Source organism: Providencia sp. CIM-Carb-044, from assembly GCF_033901115.1.
In the GTDB taxonomy this organism is placed as follows: Bacteria; Pseudomonadota; Gammaproteobacteria; order Enterobacterales; family Enterobacteriaceae; genus Providencia; species Providencia hangzhouensis.
The window spans coordinates 340799-358852 of record NZ_JAXADV010000002.1 but is presented as its reverse complement, the minus strand read 5'-3'; the positions used below and the strand labels follow the sequence as shown (position 1 = coordinate 358852).

Here is an 18054-nt window from a genome sequence, read left to right as displayed (position 1 = left end):
TAGACCAACGAATATTAACTCAGATAAAGTTTAAAAATAACGTAAATAAAAAGGTATCAAATGATACCTTTTTATCAGCGAGATCAATTTTTTGTGATTAGCATATATAAACGATAAAAGTAAATTAAAGCAAATGCGGCTACAACATTATTGAGTAAAAAGGAGATACCATTAATCGCAATATGATTCATATTAAGGTTACCCAATAGAACACTGATAAGCATTTGAACGGCCATCCAAATTAAAATCATCGGTAAAGCGACACGCCAATTTGCATAAGCCAATTTCCAGCTTTTTCCCATCGCACTAAATGGGTTGGTATTTTCTGTCATTAAAATTGCTGGCGCTAAGGAAAAACCAATGGCTAGCACGATACCAGGTAGAACCATAATTGTGATGCCTAATTGGATAAGCAGCGAGCAAACGACCAACAGAAGAAACATAGAAGGCGCTTTGTTCAGTGATGATGTTATCGCTTGAAGTCCTGTCATATCTTCGCCACGAGACATCCCTGAGATATAGGATAATGTGCCACAAATAAGGAACAAACTGCCAAGAGTGACGGAGAGAATCAATCCAAAAGAAACACGCAAAATACTACTTTTATCTTCTTCAGATAGATTTAGAATCCAGTCTTGTAACCCCGAATTACCAGATTCAATCATTTTACTTTGTGCTTGAGCAAGAACACCTATCATCTGTTCACTAGGGATCATCATCGCATAGATGACAAGGCTTACCACGGTGGCTAAGAGCACAATGGTGAAGAGGCCACTCAATTGGTTTTTAAAGAAATTGATACTATCACTGATGAGTGAGTTGGCCGAAATGGACATGACACTGCTCCTATCTACAAACGGGATCAAAATTTTAATCTAATTGTAACCGAGTATCACGCCTAGAGGTAGAGAAAGATAAGAAAATTCGGGAGGTTAAGAAAAATATATTGCTCATGATGATCGAATGTAATTAACCCAAGAAATGAATTTATATAAATTGTATTTTTTATGCATGTTTAAATTTTGAAATAAATATCTATATTTAGAAATCAAATTTTTATTTTGTTAGTTACTTTATAAAAATTGATTTAAATCAAAAATAAAAAAACAATAAATGAAATAATAAATCCATATTTATTGGTTTACCTATAAATTAGTAAAAGATGTGATCTTGATTTGAACATCAATTTAAATAATGCGGTATATTTTCCTAAAATAAAAACATAGGAATGGGATTGATAATGAAAAAACTCACTGCGCTTGTATTAGCTGCTGCAACTTTAGCTCCAGCAGTTTCTATTGCTCATGAAGCTGGCGATTTTCTTTTTCGCGCGGGTACTGCAACAGTCAGACCTAATGTCGGAGGAGATGATGTTAAAATTAATGGATTAGGTAATTTAGGTACCTTTGATGCGAATAATAATACTCAATTAGGTTTAACTTTTGGGTATATGATCACTGATAATATCGGTGTGGAATTATTAGCAGCAACTCCGTTTGAACATAAAGTTGGTACAGGCCCTACAGGTAATATTGCAACGGTAAAACATTTACCACCAACATTAATGGCGCAGTATTATTTTGGTAGTAAAGAAGATAAATTACGTCCTTATTTAGGTGCCGGTGTTAACTATACTTTCTTCTTTGATGAGAAATTTAACTCTACCGGAAAAACTGCAGGCTTGTCTGATCTAGATCTATCAAGCTCGTGGGGCTTCGCGGCACAAGCAGGTATGGATTACATGCTGACAGATAACTGGATGTTAAACGCTTCTCTTTGGTGGATGAATATTGAGAGTGATGTGAAATTTAAAGCGGGTGGTGAACAGTATAAAGTTAATACTCGTTTAGACCCATTTGTATTTATGTTCGGTGCGGGTTACCGTTTCTAAGAATTTGATAGGATGCAATACAGGTAATACCTGAATTCTGAAGGACTAGAGATAAGTAGGAAATCCGAGAATATTCGTATTCTCGGATTTTTCAATTACCATTAAGCTTAAACATATATTTAACAAATGGTCATCATAAAAAACAAATTATGATAATGATATTTATAATATATTAATTAGTGTTATAGAGTGATAATAAAGTAAAGGTACTTATTGATTATCTTTATTTAGGGTAATTAATAAAAATATTGAGACTAATTACCTTGAAATAAAAAAGCCGAATACAGGGGCGTATTCAGCTTTAAGATATTATTCAAATTTACAATATTAAATTACCAAAACCATTGCACGTTTAACCCAGCATTGACGCTACTGGTTTCATATTCATCCGGCTTATAAAGTGGGGCACCTAAGAATAAGTCATAACTAAATATATTAACATTACCTCTCATGCCTATAGCCATTCCTAATAATTGGTCATCAGAATAGAGACCTAACGGATAAACACCGCCGAATACACGTCCATAGTCAAGAGCATAGTATGGATAGATGGAGAAGCCAGGAATATAAAAGTTAAACTCATTGCGTAAGTAAAAACCCTTATCACCTATTAGGGAAAATTCTTCGTCAAAACCACGAACCGTCCAACGGTTACCTAACGAAAATTGATCTTGAATGGTTAAGCGGTCTCGTGAGTATTGTATAAACAGTTGTGGATTATAACTCATAATAAAATTATCAAAGGCGAAGGGGAACATTCCTGAAATATCGGCAGTATAAACACGGCTCATTTTGCTGACATCACCATATTTCATATCCCAGCTTTCTTCGGCACCAAACCAAGGTACATTACGTTGATAATATATTGAAGCATCGATAGTTGAATTATTGATGTTTTGACGGTGGCTAACACCGAGCTTAAGGCTGGTAAGGTCACGCTGTTGGGAAAGTAGGGCGACATCCTCTAATTTATATTTTGATTTTCTTTTAATTAGTTGAATTGATGCAGTGTCTTTGAACGTTTGCCCACGCAAGAAAACATTACTCGCCGTAGCATTATAATATTTACTATCACCATAATACTTATAGCTAAATACGGAGTCATTAATAGTTTGTTTATAGTCGCTTTTGCTTGCATACAATGAAAAAAGCCAGTAGTTGTAAGGTACGGCATAATAAATTGCAGTATTACTGGTGCTGTAGCGGGCTTGGTTTTTTAAATTTTTTCCTGCTGAAACATATATTGTGTCATTTAAACTCGTTAAATTGTTAGCATACAAAGTCACTCCGACTTGATCTTTACCCGTTTGGCGGCTTCCTGAGTTATTGTAATATCCACCTACGTTAAAGTGAGATGATTTTTCTCTTTGTATGGAAATATCAGATGTGGAAAACTCTTTACCCGGTGCTAGCTCTATATTCACTTTAGCACCCGGTATCCGCTCAAGGTTCTCTAAGCCTTGTTCGATGTCACGAATATTCAGAATATCCCCTTCTTTAGCAGGCATAATCGCACCTAATGTAATATAAGTGTCGCTACCTTCTGCAAGTTTTACATTCGCAACTTTACCTGGAATAATTTGGAGCGTTAAAATACCCTCACTGATATTTTGTTCTGGAATATTAACTCGTGTTGTGACATAGCCTGATTTAATTATTTTATCTTGTAAGCCCTTTGCTAAAGTTTCAACGCCATTAATACCAATGCATACACCAACAACTTGGTTTGCATAAGCTTCTAGAGGTCGCATAGAAGGGAGTTTAGGCTCAGAGAGTAAGATAACCTGTTTCATTTGAAAACAATCTTTCTCATCATCAAAAACTAAAATATTATTTGAACGCTCTCTAGTTTTACCTAAGGCATCTTTAGCTTCTAATTGAGTCTGTTGTTGGCGAGAACGATCTTGGCTAGCTTGGTTATTAATTTGTTGGTCAATAATTTGTGCGGTATTAGCTGATGCAGCTAAAGGCAAAGAAGTTAAAGTTGATAATAAAAAAATAAATCGAAAATTCATGTGCACCACATTAATTTTAATAAAGATTAAAGTTATTTTTATGATATAAAGACTAATAAATTGCCGATGTGATTATTTATTAATTAAATACATCAGAATTTTCTTGTTTAATCTCCATCAGTCCTTTGTTTTGAAATGAGTACATGTATATCCCTATAATAAACCTATTGCTAATTTTCTTATTTTACATAATTTAATTATGCGTTAAATTTATAATAAATAAAAATTAATTAAATTGATTGAGTTAGTGTAAATGCTTTTGGGGATTACTACTGAAAATATAACTAATATAATTTAATCTTTGGTGGTTTGATTAATTCTTAATGAAATCAATGTCTAGTAAATACACTAAATTAGATTAAATAAGTTTTTTTACTTAGAGTTAAACTATTTTGTCTTGCTTTAAAAATAAGTAAACATTAGAAAGCTTTAAGGTTTGTCAATGATATTAAAATAATGGTGTATACTATTTTAATATCACTCTGTATTGGCGTAATAAAATAAGGAGGCTAGTAGCCTCCTTATTTGACCTAATTAATAATAATAAGGTGTATTTAAAACAATCATTGAACCTAGGATTTGTCCAGTAGGGCTATTGTAAATTATAGGACTTGTAATCGTAGTTTTGTTCATTGAACTTAAGCGTCCAGTGTTATTATCTACGCGAGTAAAGGCATCAATGTTTAAATCTTTGCCAGCATGAATTGAACCTGATTTGGTATTATCTAGCTTATTAAGATCTAAATTGACATCATTAGCACCTTGAATTTTTCCACTACGGTTATCAAGGTCATTTCTTAGTGTAATATTAATATCGCCTTTATTTCCAGCCTTTTCCTGTGCATCTGAAACAATCACACCAGAGTTGTTATTTATGCCATTTGCTTTGATAGTAATAGAACCATCTTTGGTATAAATACCACCCGTTTGGCCGGAAACACCGTATTTGCTAGCATAAGCATTAAAACCGCTAGCATAGCTGTTATCTACAGTTGTTGCATTAACTACGACATTAGAATCAGCAGTAATTAAACCTCTGAGGTTGTTTAAGTAAGTTGCTTTAATGTCTATATTATTTCCTTTGATAAAACCATATTGGTTGTTAAGGGAATACACATCAAACTTGGACTTACCTGCACCAGAAATTAGTGAACCTTGGTTATTAACAACATGAGCATTAATATTTAAGGCTTTTCCACTATCAATTGAAGAATAACCATTATTTACTAGGTTACTTCCCAAGGTGATATTGATTGGGCCATTGTTAGATTTAATCAATGAGTTACTATTTTGTAACGTAATAGTATCTATATCGATTCTTCTTTTTGCTGAAATTTGAGAGTTATTATTATTAGTGATAGTATTACGAGCATTTATTGTAATATCACGACCTAATAATGTTGAGTTATCGTTTGCTAGGGTGGTTGTTTCTATAGTTAAACTACCATTACCACCTGCTCGAATTCCTCGTTCGTCTGCATTAACAACATTACTACGTAAGGTATAGTTGTTATCAATCTTCCCTGTTGCACGAATTGCAATATCGCCACTATTAGTTTTGATTGAACCATTAGTATTAACAACATTTGCAGTTGAGATATTCATGTCTTTTTTAGCATGGACAATACCATTTCGGTTATCAATACTCGAAGCTGAAGCGAGTTTGAGATTACCGCCATTAGACTTAATCTGTCCATTCACATTACTTAGAACTAATCTTTGAGAATCAATATCAACATCGCCATTAGCTATAATAGTGGAATTATTATATAAACCATTGGCTTTTATATTGATGTTGCCATTGGCATTTACTTTTCCGCGTTGGTTATACACTAAGCCAGTTGAATCAATATTAACTCCACCGATTCCGGCAGCTAGGTTTCCGTTATTGGAAACACCAGTTCCACTTTCAGTTGAAATTAAGGTAATTTTGTCAGCATACATACCACCCATGGCGGCTACATCGACACCAATTCGAGTTGCATTTCCAACGCCTTGAACTTTAGTCACGAAATTACCTTTGGCATCGACAAAGTTATTACCTGCGACGACATTAATTTCTTTAGCGTGGATATCACCTTGGATCACCGCAGAACGAGCGATGATATCCGTCGGGGAGTCTGATTTTAAGCGGCTATTAATAATAATTTGGCCTTTTTCAACGTTATAGCCAAGAACTTCACCGCCAGCAACAATTGGTTTACCCGTTGTTAGAGTTACTCGGTCTGTGTTGATAAAACCACAATTATTACATGTGATACCAGATGCGTTAGCAACGATAACTTGTGCTTTATCACCTGCAACTTCAATCATTCCGCCTAGGGTACTTGCCTTATATGAATTAACTTCATTCAAAATGACTTTTGCAGGGCCATTACCATTATTTAAATTTAGGTTTCCATTGATTTGTCCGCCTAAACTGGTATTCGTATTTGTTGCGCTATTATTTAAAATAACCCCTTTTTGGTCAACATCAAATTGGCTATAAATGTTATGTGAGACACCTTTGTCACTAGCTCCTTTAATATGAACGATAGTCGGGCCATTACTTTGATTTATTACACCAGCACCATTTGTATTAACAACGGCGCCGTGAGCAACAGATATTGACCCTAAAATAACAGATACACTTAAAAAGAGTGGTTTGATTTTCATCATAGGATGAGTGGTAGGCTGTTTCATAAATATCCCTAAAATAGACTATAGATAAAATTAAAAATAGCTAAATAAAATTCCATTAAAGCATGAAGATTATCCGTGATATTTGTTTTTATTAAAATTTAATTGTACTTAAGTTGAATCATACGGGTGCAAATAGCTTAAAATAATTATATTCTGATATAAATGGTGTTTTATATTTAGTGACTGATTATTGTTAGTAAAATCAATAGATAAGGTTTACTCTGCTGTGGATTTGATAGGGGGATTTACCAGTGTGTAAATACGTAAGTATTATTTTTGATATTAATGGATTCGATTAGTAAATATTATGATTATTAAATTTTAGATATTTAATCAATAGCTAATTAATAGTTAATTGATATCTATTATATTTAAATTGGTTTGAAATTTAATTATAGAAGGCTAGGTAAAGTTTATTTAAGACTATTTTTTATAATTTTAAGTAACCAAGCCATTAATTTTAAATATGACTTGATTACTATTTATTCCTTATCTATTTTTGTGTTGCTGCTTTCATTTTTGCAACGAATTCAGTTAATGATTTAAGCATAACGTCAGGGCGATGTAGGTTATTTTCAATAATTTTAACCACAGCTGAACCTGAAATTGCGCCTGCAGCACCATTTTTAATCGCTTCTTCGACTTGCTCAGGTTCTGATATTCCAAAACCTTGTAGGGCGGGAGCCGCTTTATATTGGTTTAATTGACTCAATAAGTGAGTCAATGGCATTTCTGCTCTTTTTTCAGTACCTGTCACGCCTGCACGAGATAATAAATAAGTATAACCTTGGCTATATTTCCCGATCTGTTGCAGTAGCTCATCATTAGCATTTGGTGGGCAAATAAAAATGGGTGCAATATTGTGAGCTAGCGCCGCTTCGCGAAATGGTTTTGATTCAGACATAGGGACATCTGCAACTAATACAGAATCAACACCTGCTTTTTCGCAGCGAATATAAAAATTTTCAATACCATTCGTAAAAACTAAATTTGCATAGACTAATAAGCCAATAGGAATAGTAGGGTGTTTTTCTCGAATACGACGGAGTAGTTCGAAACAAATTGTTGGGGTAATTTCACTTTTAAATGCACGCAAATTTGCATTTTGGATAGTTGGGCCATCTGCCAGTGGATCAGAAAATGGAATACCAATCTCTAATGCATCAGCACCACCAGCAATCAAAGCATCGACAATTTTTAATGATAACTCAGCATCTGGGTCACCTAAAGTGACAAATGGAACAAATGCGCCTTGGTTATTCTGAGCTAAACGTTCAAAAAGTTGGGTGTAGCGTTCCATTAGATTTCTCCTTTGCTGGCTAAAATATCATGTACCGTAAAAATATCTTTATCACCACGGCCAGACAAATTGACGATTAATAACTGTTCTTTATTAGGTTCTTGCTCTGCCATTTTTAATGCATAAGCGAGTGCATGAGATGATTCTAATGCAGGAATAATTCCTTCCTTACGTGATAATAATTTAAAAGCATTTAAGGCTTCATCATCGGTAATGGAAACATATTCAGCACGACCAATACTGTTTAAATGGGCATGCTGAGGGCCGACAGAAGGGAAATCTAATCCTGCAGAGATAGAATAGGATTCTTCAATTTGACCTTCATTGGTTTGCATCATTGGCGATTTCATACCGAAATAAATCCCGACACGGCCATGTTTTAACGGGGCACCATGTTGGCCGGATTCAATACCTAATCCAGCAGGTTCCACACCGATTAGTTTCACATCTTCTTCTGGAATAAAAGAGGCAAATAAGCCGATTGCATTTGAACCACCACCAATACAGGCAACGACAGCATCAGGTAAACGGCCTTCTTTTTCGAGAATTTGTTGTTTTGCTTCATCACCAATCATACGTTGGAACTCACGTACAATTGTTGGGTAAGGGTGTGGCCCCGCCGCGGTTCCTAATAAATAATGAGCTTTATCATAGCTGCCAGACCAGTCCCTTAATGCTTCATTACAGGCATCTTTCAATGTGGCTGAACCGCTGTAAACTGGAATAACTTCAGCGCCCATTAATTTCATTCGAAATACATTGGGAGACTGGCGTTCTACATCTTTGGCGCCCATATAAATACGGCATTTCATGTTCAGTAATGCACAAGCCAGTGCTGTCGCAACGCCGTGCTGCCCAGCGCCTGTTTCTGCAATTATTTCAGTTTTCCCCATTCGCTTAGCAAGTAGTGCTTGGCCTAATACTTGGTTAGTCTTATGGGCACCGCCGTGCAGTAAATCTTCTCGCTTTAAATATAATTTTGTTTTTGTACCTGCGGTTAGATTTTTACATAACGTTAGCGCAGTAGGGCGACCTGCATAGTTTTTTAGTAAGTCGTGAAACTCACGAATAAATTCATCATCATTCTGTGCGTCGATAAACGCGTCTTCTAATTGGTTTAATGCAGGAATAAGAATTTCTGGGACATATTGCCCACCAAACTCGCCAAAATACGGATCTAATTTGCTCATTATTTATTGTCCATTTTATCAGTTACATTAATTGGTGTTGGAGTCTTTCATTTCGTTGTGTATTGATGAGCCGTTGATTTGGCTAACAACGTTGACAACACCAAATTTATTTTTTGTTGACTTTTTATACCTGGTTCAATTTCAACCCCTGAATTAAAGTCTAATCCGTTGCACAATAACTTAGCTGCGTCTAGGCAGTTATCAGGGGTAAGCCCCCCCGCTATCATTAATTTCTGTGTTGTGGACGAGGGGATTGCTGACCAATCGAAGGTTTTGCCAGTACCACCAGAGCCATTATCCAGCAATAACACATCAATACCTTGTGTATCGTAGTCATTTAGAGTTGTTCGTGACATATCAAGCGCCTTCCAAACTTCACAGTAGTTTGGTAAAAATGTTTTTAACGTATTGATATAAGAAGTATCTTCTTCACCATGTAATTGTACCGCAGATAATGCAAGTTGCTTGGCGATATGAGCAACAAAATCCGCGGACTGATTGCGGAAAACACCGACATATTTTAAAGGCGCTGCATGGATGATATTCTGCGCTTGTGACAATGTCACTTTTCTAGGGGAAGTTTCAGCAAAAATTAATCCACCATAGTGTGCTCCCGCTTCAAATGCGGCTTTTGCATCTTGCTCGCGGGTTAAACCACAGACTTTATGTTCTCCCACTAACAAGTTTCGAATGGCTTTATCTAGGTCAGCTTGCTCCATTAAGGCGCTACCGATTAAAAAACCATTCGCAAATTGTTTCAGCGACTGAATATGTTGGTGTTGATGAATACCTGACTCACTGATCACAATGGTACCCTTCGCTAAGCGGGGTGCGAGTTCACGAGTTCGGTTTAAATCAATAGAAAGGTCACGTAAATCACGGTTATTGATACCAACAACCTTGGCTTGTAACCGAATTGCTCTCTCTAATTCTTCTTCATTACTGACTTCCGTTAATATTCCCATATGAAGTTGATGAGCGACCTCTGCTAACGCTTTATATTCATCATCATTTAAGACAGATAACATGAGTAAAATGGCATCCGCTTGGTAGTAACGTGCAAGGTAGATTTGGTATGGGTCAATAATGAAATCTTTGCATAACACCGGTTGTTTTACGGTATTACTGACAATCGTTAAGTAATCCATATTCCCTTGAAAATATTTTTCATCAGTAAGAACGGAAATCGCGGATGCGTAGGGCGCATAAGTTTTAGCTATCACTGCAGGATCGAAGTCAGCACGAATCAACCCCTTTGAAGGCGATGCTTTTTTGCACTCTAAAATAAATACAGGGCGTTTTGCGCTTAGTGCGTTATAGAAACTACGCTGGCTAGGTTGAATACCAGCAATAAAGCTTTCTAATGGCTGCTTGGCTTTGCGTTCGATTAAATAATCAACTTTATCATCAACAATTTTTTGTAAGACTGTCGCTTTCATTTTATTGGTTCCTTGCCGCGAGTGCTGTGACGCGGTCAAATGCTTTACCGCTACGAATAATTGCGAGTGCGTGTTCGCTGTTTTGTTTTAAGTCTTCATGGCCATTAATACGCATCAACATGGCGACATTGGCCGCTACAGCAGCTTCGTGAGCAGCTTGCCCATGGCCTTGAAGCAAGTTACTAAGTAACACGCGGTTTTCATCTGGTGTTCCGCCTTCTAAGTCACGTAATTGATACGGTTCTAACCCAAAATCATCTGCAGTTAATTGGTAATGTTGTACTTTGCCATCTTTTAATTCAGCGACTTGAGTTACTGCATGTAATGAAACCTCATCCATCCCTCCACTGTGTACCACAGCTGCACGGGTGAAACCAAGCATCTGTAATGTTTCAGACACCGGTTTTACTAATGATTCTTGGTAAACACCGATAAGGGCAATTGGCGGACGAGCTGGATTAATTAATGGCCCCAATACATTAAATAACGTTCGGGTTTTCAATTGAGTGCGTACAGGGGCCGCATGGCGGAAACCACTATGGTATTGCGGTGCAAATAAAAAACAAACACCAAGCTCATCTAATGCGTCACGAGCGCTTTGCGCACTGAGATCAAGAGCGATACCAAAAGCAGCCAGTAAATCTGAAGAACCTGAACGGCTCGAAACACTACGATTACCATGTTTGGCTACTTTAATACCACATTCAGCAGCAACAAAGGCACTTGCTGTTGAAATATTAATACTATTTGCACCATCTCCCCCTGTACCAACAATATCACTGAATAGGTAGTCAGGGCGGGGAAAGGGTTGTGCATTTTCTAAACAAGCTAGAGCGGCACCCGCAATTTCTTGTGGTTGTTCGCCACGCATTTTCATACTGATTAACACAGCGGCTAACTGAGGTTCTGTTAATTCACCTTGAATAATGGCATTAAACAAGTACTGGCTTTCTTGTTGAGTTAGCGGCTGCGCTTTAAATAATTTATCATAAATATTTTGCATAATTGGCTCTTTAGTATTCCGTTAGTGCGAATGAGTGGATTCGATTGCATTGGGAGTAGAAAGAGCCCATGCCACGGTGTTTTCTAACAACTGTTTACCTTGAGTTGTTAAAATGGATTCTGGGTGAAATTGGAATCCACAAATTCTATCGCTATCATTACGTACAGCCATGACCATGCCATTTGACTGGGCACAAATGGTCAAGCTCTTCGGAATTTGGCTACCAACAAGAGAGTGGTAGCGAGCCACTGATATTGGGTTTTCAAGATGGTTAAACATGGCTAATCCATCATGTGTGGCTATTGAGGATTTACCATGCAAAATTTCACCTGCAGCAGAGACAGTTCCACCATAGGCCTCAACAATAGCTTGGTGACCTAAGCAAATACCGATAACAGGAATTTTGCCTTTTACGCGCATCAATATTTCTGGCATTGAACCTGCTTCACTAGGTTTTCCTGGACCGGGTGATAAGACTAAAATAGGTGAAACCATTTGATTTAATACAGATAAAATATGTTCTGCACTGACGGTATTACGATAAATAACCACCTGATGTCCACCCGCACGTAGTTGGTCTACCAGGTTATAAGTAAAGGAGTCAACGTTATCGAGCAGTAAAATATTCGCCATTAGAATAACTCCTTAACTTGGTGTGCTTGGGCAATTGCACGGATCACCGCACGTGCTTTATTACGGGTTTCATCGGCTTCAGCTTGAGGTATGGAGTCTAGAACGACACCACCTCCCGCTTGTACAGTGGCAATACCATTTTCTACGTAGGCGGAGCGAATAACGATGCAAGTATCAAAATCACCATTTCCTTGAAAATATCCCACAGCCCCCCCGTATGATCCTCGGCGCTCTTGTTCATATTGCGCAATCAGCTGCATTGCTTTTACTTTTGGTGCACCCGTTAACGTTCCCATATTCATACAGGCTTGATATGCATGAAAAACATCTAAATCTTGGCGTAATGTTCCCACGACATGAGAAACCAAATGCATCACGAAAGAATAGCGGTCAACTTTAGTTAGGTTGGCAACATAACGGCTACCTGCTTCACAAATACGTGCTAAATCGTTACGTGCTAAGTCAACGAGCATGATGTGCTCAGCAAGCTCTTTCTCATCAGAACGCATGGAAAGCTCAATTCGGCTATCTAAATCAAGGTCTAATTCACCTTGGGCATTTCGTCCACGAGGGCGGGTTCCGGCGATTGGATAAATTTCTACTTTGCGATTTGCTGTCGCATATTTGAGTGCGCTTTCGGGGGAAGCCCCAAAGAGTGTAAATGCGTCATCTTGCATGTAGAACATGTAAGGACTTGGGTTTTGTACTTTGAGTTTTTGGTACGCAATTAAGGGATGTGAGCACGGCATCGTAAATTTACGAGAAGGCACAACCTGAAAAATATCCCCACGGTATATGGCTTCTTTTAGTGAGGTGACAATTTCCCCATATTCTGGGTCATTTTTGTTTACCGAGACGGCAAATTCAGGCGCAGTTGCTAAAGGAAGTGCTGGCAAGAATGGACGGCACGAAGCGATAATTTGTGCGTGACGCTGCGTAACTGTTTCGACATCTTGCTCATTTTGCGTAAATAGGCAACTTTTTAGGCGTGCAGCCTGATTTTGATGGTCGATCACTAAATAATGCTCAGCAACAAAAAAACAGTAATCAGGGCAGTGATTAACGGTATTTACCTTGGGTAAATCTTCAAAGCTCGCGACTAAATCATAAGCAAACAACCCACCAACAAACAGATTTTCAGGTTTTGTGGAATAGGCTTGTGCAAGAGCGGGTAGTGCACGTAAAACGTCTAAGCTAGATGCAGCCTTCAGGCGGCTGTCTTCGTCTAAATCTTGTGCAGGCTGGCTGAACGTTACCGTCAAACTATTTTCTTGCATGCTATGATGCATGATTAAATCTGTTAATTGAGCTAACAGTTTGGGTAATAAGGCCTGGCCATTTGGCGTCAACGCTTCTATTTCAACTTGTTGGCCAAAAGCACGAATACGTAGCGCGCTGTTGACAATCAATAAGCTTTGCAAGTTGGCTTTATTATTAATTTCAGCGGATTCCAACAGCATTGTTGATGGAACTTGATGACACAAATGATTAAATAATAATGTTGGGTCAGGCTGATAATTAATTGGGCTATCCAGATACTTAAAATGTGCTAATGTGGTGTTTTGTTCGTTCATTATGTTGCCTTACGCTAATTTTTGACATAAAAAAACCCGCCTAGGAAGGGCGGGTTTGGCACTGAAACATACAATAACTATGCGCGTGCGGCTTCCGCCCAATTTGGGAAGTCACGCCACCAACGATTTGATAAGTTTAATAAAGTCATTGTATGCCTCACTGGATAAACTGATTATTTTTAGCTTTAGCCGTCTTGCGTACTAGTTAACTGGATCGCGCTATTTATGTCAAGGACTTTATTAATTTATTAGGAAAAATAGTTTTTCATGGAAATAGGAGAAGATATCAATATGCCGACAGCCTCGTCGCCATTAGTGACTCGCTATGACTTACATAGCCATACGAATGCTTCGGATGGTGACCTCACTCCTGCTGAGTTAATCGAACGTGCAGTGGAAAAAGGGGTTAATATTTTAGCGATTACCGACCACGATACCTGTGAAGGTGTATTAGAGGCTCGCCGCTATCTTGCTGAACATGAGCGGCCAATTGAGCTAGTCAATGGCGTTGAAATTTCGACACTTTGGGAGAATATTGAAATACATATAGTGGGCTTAAATTTTTCGCCTTCACATCCCGCGATGGTTCAATTGTTAAAAACACAATCTGAGCATCGTTTAGAGCGTGGTATTGAGATGGGCAGGCGGTTACAAAAAGCAGGCATTGACGATGCATGGGAAAATGCACAACGTATTTCTGGTGGTGGGCAGGTAACGCGGGCACATTTTGCACAATATATAGTGAAAATAGGTAAAGAAAAAACGATTAATAATGTATTTAAACGTTTTTTATCGAAAGGGAAAACAGGGTATGTGCCTGCGAAGTGGTGCACAATTCAAGACTCAATTGACGCAATCCATGCCGCAGGGGGAATTGCGGTATTAGCGCATCCGTCTAAATATCAATTATCCAATAAATGGTTAAAACGGTTGGTTGCGTATTTTAAACAGTGCGGTGGTGATGCTATGGAGGTTTCTCACTGCCAGCAACCGCCAAATGAAAAGCAATATTTAGCAGAATTGGCCAATAATGCTAATTTGTATACATCCGTTGGTTCAGATTTTCATCGGCCTTGCTCTTGGATAGAGCTTGGCAGAAATTTATGGTTGCCCGATGATGACAAGGCTGTTTGGACACTTTGGGATACAGTAAAAACAGCTAATTAATTGATGTATTAATAATGCAGTGTAAAATAATTATTATAAGTGATGATTTATTAATGAGTAAGTCATCTTATGGAATTCAAAGATAGTAGCATTTATAGGTATTTTTGCCGGGTGATGCTGTCGATACCCAAAAATTAGAGGTATGTATGAGCCAGTTTTTTTATATCCATCCGGACAATCCTCAGGCAAGACTTATTAGCCAGAGTGTTGAAATTTTAAATAAAGGCGGAGTGATTGTTTATCCTACAGATTCAGGATATGCCATTGGATGCCGTTTAGAAGAAAAAGATGCTTTACAACGTATCTGTCGGATTCGTCAGCTTGATGCTAACCATAATTTCACATTAATGTGCAGAGATCTCTCTGAGCTATCGAATTATGCGCATGTTGATAACACTGTCTTCCGTTTAATTAAAAATAATACACCAGGTAATTACACCTTTATTTTGCGGGCAACGAAAGAAGTTCCACGGCGTTTAATGAATGAAAAACGTAAAACTATTGGTTTACGTGTACCGTCGAACCCGATTGCTCGAGATTTACTCGAAGCTGTTGGTGAACCGTTGATGTCAACTAGTTTGATTATGCCAGGTGATGATTTCACTCAATCAGACCCTGAGGAAATCCGCGATTTACTCGATAAACAAGTCGATTTGGTGATACATGGTGGTTATATTGGGCAAAAACCAACAACTGTGATTGACTTTACTGATGATACGCCTGTTGTGGCGCGAGTCGGAACAGGGGATCCAACGCCTTTTGAGTAGGTATAAATATATCGAAGCTTAAGATTCAGTACTGAACTAACTAAAATTGTATTGAATGTGCAATATACAGATAAGTAATAGGGGTTCAGGACAAACCTGTGTATAATGCGCGGGTTTTCAAATTCATTATTGTTTGGCGCGGCAAAAATAGCGCGCCAAAAAGATATTTGACGCCTGTGAAGGCGACAGCAGAGGGTTACATGAGCGTAAAACCGCAAAAAACTGAAAAATTACAGAAAATCCTTGCTCGTTCAGGGCATGGTTCTCGTCGAGAAATCGAAACATTCCTGCAAGCGGGTCGTATTAGTGTTGATGGCAAAATTGCTACACTAGGGGACCGTGTTGAAGTCACACCAGCAACAAAAATTCGTTTAGATGGTCGTTTATTAGCAATCAAAGAGCCTGAAAAGGAAATCTGTCGTGTAATGGCTTACTACAAGCCAGAAGGTGAGTTATGCACACGTCATGATCCTGAAGGGCGTCCAACTGTTTTTAACCGTTTACCACGGTTAACAGGGGCGCGGTGGATTGCTGTTGGCCGTTTGGATGTTAACACTAGTGGTTTATTGTTATTCACAACAGACGGTGAGCTCGCTAACCGTTTAATGCACCCTAGCCGTGAAGTTGAACGTGAATATGCAGTGCGTGTGTTTGGTGAAATTAACGATGCAAAAATTCGTCAATTAACACAAGGTGTACAGTTGGAAGATGGCCCAGCCTCTTTTAAAACGGTTTCTTACCGTGGCGGAGAAGGGATGAACCAATGGTTTAATGTCACCTTAACTGAAGGACGTAACCGCGAAGTTCGTCGCCTTTGGGAATCTGTTGGTGTACAAGTCAGCCGTTTAATCCGTGTGCGTTATGGTGATATCGACTTACCTAAAGGCTTACCGCGTGGAGGATGGACGGAACTTGGTTTAGAGCAAACCAACTATCTCCGTGAGCTGGTGGAACTGCCGGTGGAAACGGAAAGTAAGGTTGCGGTTGAGCGCGATCAACGTCGCATTAAAGCAAACCAAATTCGCCGTGCGGTTAAACGCCATACACAAGTCGCATCGCGTCCGGCATCAAAACGTCAATCATCAAGACCAACGGCGAAACGTCGTACTCGCATCTAAATTTGCTATTCTTTATTCAGTATAAAAACGCAGAGCGTAATTTCTCTGCGTTTTTTTATGTGATCACGCCAATAATCATCCACTCAAGTAATCATCAATCTTATAAACTCATCTTTCAGTAACAGTTATATGCCACATAGATAATTAGAAAATTAATGGTCTAGTTCACATTATTATGAAACCTATCAATAATAGATAATGTTTATGAGATGTTCGTCTCATTTTAATGTAATAAAAAGTCTTAGTATGCCCCTTCTTATGGGATGTAACTCACAAAATGTTGAGTTGCTAACTGATAATAAAGACAAATTTACAGATAAACCTATTACTTACCCAGTTTATCCAGATAAATAAAGAATGGTTTAAGTGGATAAACCTGAATAAGGACAAAACATGAAAAAAATAACACTGACTTTGAGTGCGATTGCATTGGCATTGAGTTTTACGGCAACCTCTCAAGCAAAAATTCCAATGCCAGAAACCGTAAGCCCCGGCGTTACCGTTGTTGAACTTGCTCAACAACAGCCTATTCATTGGGTTTCCATCGAACAAATTAAACAAAGCCTAGAAGGGAAAGCACCTATGGCTGTTGGGTTTGATATCGATGATACGGTGTTATTTTCAAGTCCAGGTTTTTACCGTGGTAAATTAGAGTTCTCACCTAATGATTTTAGCTACCTCAAAAATCAACAATTTTGGGAAAAAATGAATAATGAGTGGGACAAATTCAGTATGCCAAAACAAGTGGGTATTGATTTAGTCAAAATGCACTTAGAGCGCGGTGACACTGTTTATTTCATTACTGGCCGTACGAAAACAAAAACGGAAACAGTGACGAAATATGTTCAAGAAGGTTTAGCGATACCTGCGGATAAAATGCAACCTGTTATTTTTGCGGGTGATGAACCAGGGCAAAATAATAAAGTGAGCTGGATGCGTGATCACAAACTTACCATATATTATGGTGATGCTGATGCCGATATCGCAGCAGCACATGAGTTAGGTATTCGCGGTGTTCGTATTCTACGTGCGGCAAATTCATCTTACCAACCATTACCAAAAGCAGGTCGCTTTGGTGAAGAGGTTGTGATTAATTCAGAATATTAATTCAACAAGTGCAATGCAAATAATAAATATCCTCCGACTAATGCCGGAGGATATTTATTCAAACACTCTACGAATAGAATCTTCCCCTAACCGTTGGCGAGCCTGAACAACATCACCTGGTGAAACGTAAGGTCATTTACTAGATAAAACAATTTCTAGATGGAGAAC

At 38.1% G+C, this 18054-nt stretch carries 14 protein-coding genes and 1 other annotated feature; of the genes, 5 read left to right on the top strand and 9 right to left on the bottom strand.

Annotated elements, in window-relative coordinates:
• Nucleotides 1-83: 83 nt before the first annotated feature.
• Nucleotides 84-836: a YciC family protein gene (locus tag SJ312_RS04950; RefSeq protein ID WP_153673370.1), complete on the bottom strand. Its 753-nt coding sequence runs from the start codon at nucleotides 834-836 to the stop codon at nucleotides 84-86.
• Nucleotides 837-1240: 404 nt separating this feature from the next.
• Here SJ312_RS04950 and ompW point away from each other — a divergent pair, with 404 nt between their 5' ends.
• Nucleotides 1241-1891: an outer membrane protein OmpW gene (ompW, locus tag SJ312_RS04945; RefSeq protein WP_094960528.1), complete on the top strand. Its 651-nt coding sequence runs from the start codon at nucleotides 1241-1243 to the stop codon at nucleotides 1889-1891.
• Between the two features lie 332 nt (nucleotides 1892-2223).
• Here ompW and SJ312_RS04940 read toward each other — a convergent pair whose 3' ends face one another.
• The 8 genes from SJ312_RS04940 to SJ312_RS04905 form a co-directional block, all read right to left on the bottom strand.
• Nucleotides 2224-3906 (bottom strand): ShlB/FhaC/HecB family hemolysin secretion/activation protein, encoded by a 1683-nt coding sequence (locus tag SJ312_RS04940; protein ID WP_004254154.1) that lies wholly within the window; start codon nucleotides 3904-3906, stop codon nucleotides 2224-2226.
• A 534-nt stretch (nucleotides 3907-4440) separates the two neighbouring features.
• The gene (locus tag SJ312_RS04935; RefSeq protein ID WP_319867095.1) at nucleotides 4441-6588 is read right to left on the bottom strand and encodes a filamentous hemagglutinin N-terminal domain-containing protein; all 2148 of its coding nucleotides are present in this window, start codon (nucleotides 6586-6588) and stop codon (nucleotides 4441-4443) included.
• A gap of 493 nt (nucleotides 6589-7081) precedes the next feature.
• Nucleotides 7082-7888 carry a tryptophan synthase subunit alpha gene (trpA, locus tag SJ312_RS04930; RefSeq protein WP_094960530.1) on the bottom strand — a complete coding sequence of 269 codons (807 nt, stop codon included), beginning with the start codon at nucleotides 7886-7888 and terminating at the stop codon, nucleotides 7082-7084.
• A complete protein-coding gene (gene trpB, locus SJ312_RS04925) occupies nucleotides 7888-9078 on the bottom strand; it encodes a tryptophan synthase subunit beta (protein ID WP_094960531.1) in 1191 nt (396 codons plus the stop codon). The genes trpA and trpB overlap by 1 nt, the downstream gene beginning before the upstream one ends.
• 47 nt (nucleotides 9079-9125) lie before the next feature.
• Nucleotides 9126-10517: a bifunctional indole-3-glycerol-phosphate synthase TrpC/phosphoribosylanthranilate isomerase TrpF gene (trpCF, locus tag SJ312_RS04920; RefSeq protein WP_165879311.1), complete on the bottom strand. Its 1392-nt coding sequence runs from the start codon at nucleotides 10515-10517 to the stop codon at nucleotides 9126-9128.
• Between the two features lies 1 nt (nucleotide 10518).
• The gene (gene trpD, locus SJ312_RS04915) at nucleotides 10519-11520 is read right to left on the bottom strand and encodes an anthranilate phosphoribosyltransferase (protein ID WP_004254164.1); all 1002 of its coding nucleotides are present in this window, start codon (nucleotides 11518-11520) and stop codon (nucleotides 10519-10521) included.
• 21 nt (nucleotides 11521-11541) lie between these two features.
• Nucleotides 11542-12153, bottom strand: a complete 612-nt coding sequence (locus SJ312_RS04910) for a glutamine amidotransferase-related protein (RefSeq protein WP_153673376.1) — start codon at nucleotides 12151-12153, stop codon at nucleotides 11542-11544.
• A complete protein-coding gene (locus tag SJ312_RS04905; RefSeq protein WP_096863782.1) occupies nucleotides 12153-13727 on the bottom strand; it encodes an anthranilate synthase component 1 in 1575 nt (524 codons plus the stop codon). Before SJ312_RS04905 ends, SJ312_RS04910 begins: the two co-directional genes overlap by 1 nt.
• A gap of 26 nt (nucleotides 13728-13753) precedes the next feature.
• Nucleotides 13754-13855: a sequence feature (Trp leader region), on the bottom strand.
• Nucleotides 13856-13994: 139 nt separating this feature from the next.
• Here SJ312_RS04905 and rnm point away from each other — a divergent pair.
• The 4 genes from rnm (at nucleotide 13995) to aphA (ending at nucleotide 17886) form a co-directional block, all read left to right on the top strand.
• On the top strand, nucleotides 13995-14894 hold the full coding sequence (rnm, locus tag SJ312_RS04900; protein ID WP_405127817.1) for an RNase RNM: 900 nt from the start codon (nucleotides 13995-13997) through the stop codon (nucleotides 14892-14894).
• A 146-nt stretch (nucleotides 14895-15040) separates the two neighbouring features.
• The gene (locus tag SJ312_RS04895) at nucleotides 15041-15661 is read left to right on the top strand and encodes an L-threonylcarbamoyladenylate synthase (RefSeq protein WP_036957701.1); all 621 of its coding nucleotides are present in this window, start codon (nucleotides 15041-15043) and stop codon (nucleotides 15659-15661) included.
• Nucleotides 15662-15861: 200 nt separating this feature from the next.
• On the top strand, nucleotides 15862-16779 hold the full coding sequence (rluB, locus tag SJ312_RS04890; RefSeq protein WP_036958116.1) for a 23S rRNA pseudouridine(2605) synthase RluB: 918 nt from the start codon (nucleotides 15862-15864) through the stop codon (nucleotides 16777-16779).
• 393 nt (nucleotides 16780-17172) lie between these two features.
• Nucleotides 17173-17886, top strand: a complete 714-nt coding sequence (aphA, locus tag SJ312_RS04885; RefSeq protein WP_004254174.1) for an acid phosphatase AphA — start codon at nucleotides 17173-17175, stop codon at nucleotides 17884-17886.
• The last annotated feature ends 168 nt before the right edge of the window (nucleotides 17887-18054 follow it).

Bases quoted from the DNA above. Each gene is read 5' to 3' on its own strand.
- SJ312_RS04950 (WP_153673370.1), bottom strand. From the start codon at position 836: ATGTCCATTTCGGCCAACTCACTCATCAGTGATAGTATCAATTTCTTT.
- ompW (WP_094960528.1), top strand. From the start codon at position 1,241: ATGAAAAAACTCACTGCGCTTGTATTAGCTGCTGCAACTTTAGCTCCA.
- SJ312_RS04940 (WP_004254154.1), bottom strand. From the start codon at position 3,906: ATGAATTTTCGATTTATTTTTTTATTATCAACTTTAACTTCTTTGCCT.
- SJ312_RS04935 (WP_319867095.1), bottom strand. From the start codon at position 6,588: ATGAAACAGCCTACCACTCATCCTATGATGAAAATCAAACCACTCTTT.
- trpA (WP_094960530.1), bottom strand. From the start codon at position 7,888: ATGGAACGCTACACCCAACTTTTTGAACGTTTAGCTCAGAATAACCAA.
- trpB (WP_094960531.1), bottom strand. From the start codon at position 9,078: ATGAGCAAATTAGATCCGTATTTTGGCGAGTTTGGTGGGCAATATGTC.
- trpCF (WP_165879311.1), bottom strand. From the start codon at position 10,517: ATGAAAGCGACAGTCTTACAAAAAATTGTTGATGATAAAGTTGATTAT.
- trpD (WP_004254164.1), bottom strand. From the start codon at position 11,520: ATGCAAAATATTTATGATAAATTATTTAAAGCGCAGCCGCTAACTCAA.
- SJ312_RS04910 (WP_153673376.1), bottom strand. From the start codon at position 12,153: ATGGCGAATATTTTACTGCTCGATAACGTTGACTCCTTTACTTATAAC.
- SJ312_RS04905 (WP_096863782.1), bottom strand. From the start codon at position 13,727: ATGAACGAACAAAACACCACATTAGCACATTTTAAGTATCTGGATAGC.
- rnm (WP_405127817.1), top strand. From the start codon at position 13,995: ATGGAAATAGGAGAAGATATCAATATGCCGACAGCCTCGTCGCCATTA.
- SJ312_RS04895 (WP_036957701.1), top strand. From the start codon at position 15,041: ATGAGCCAGTTTTTTTATATCCATCCGGACAATCCTCAGGCAAGACTT.
- rluB (WP_036958116.1), top strand. From the start codon at position 15,862: ATGAGCGTAAAACCGCAAAAAACTGAAAAATTACAGAAAATCCTTGCT.
- aphA (WP_004254174.1), top strand. From the start codon at position 17,173: ATGAAAAAAATAACACTGACTTTGAGTGCGATTGCATTGGCATTGAGT.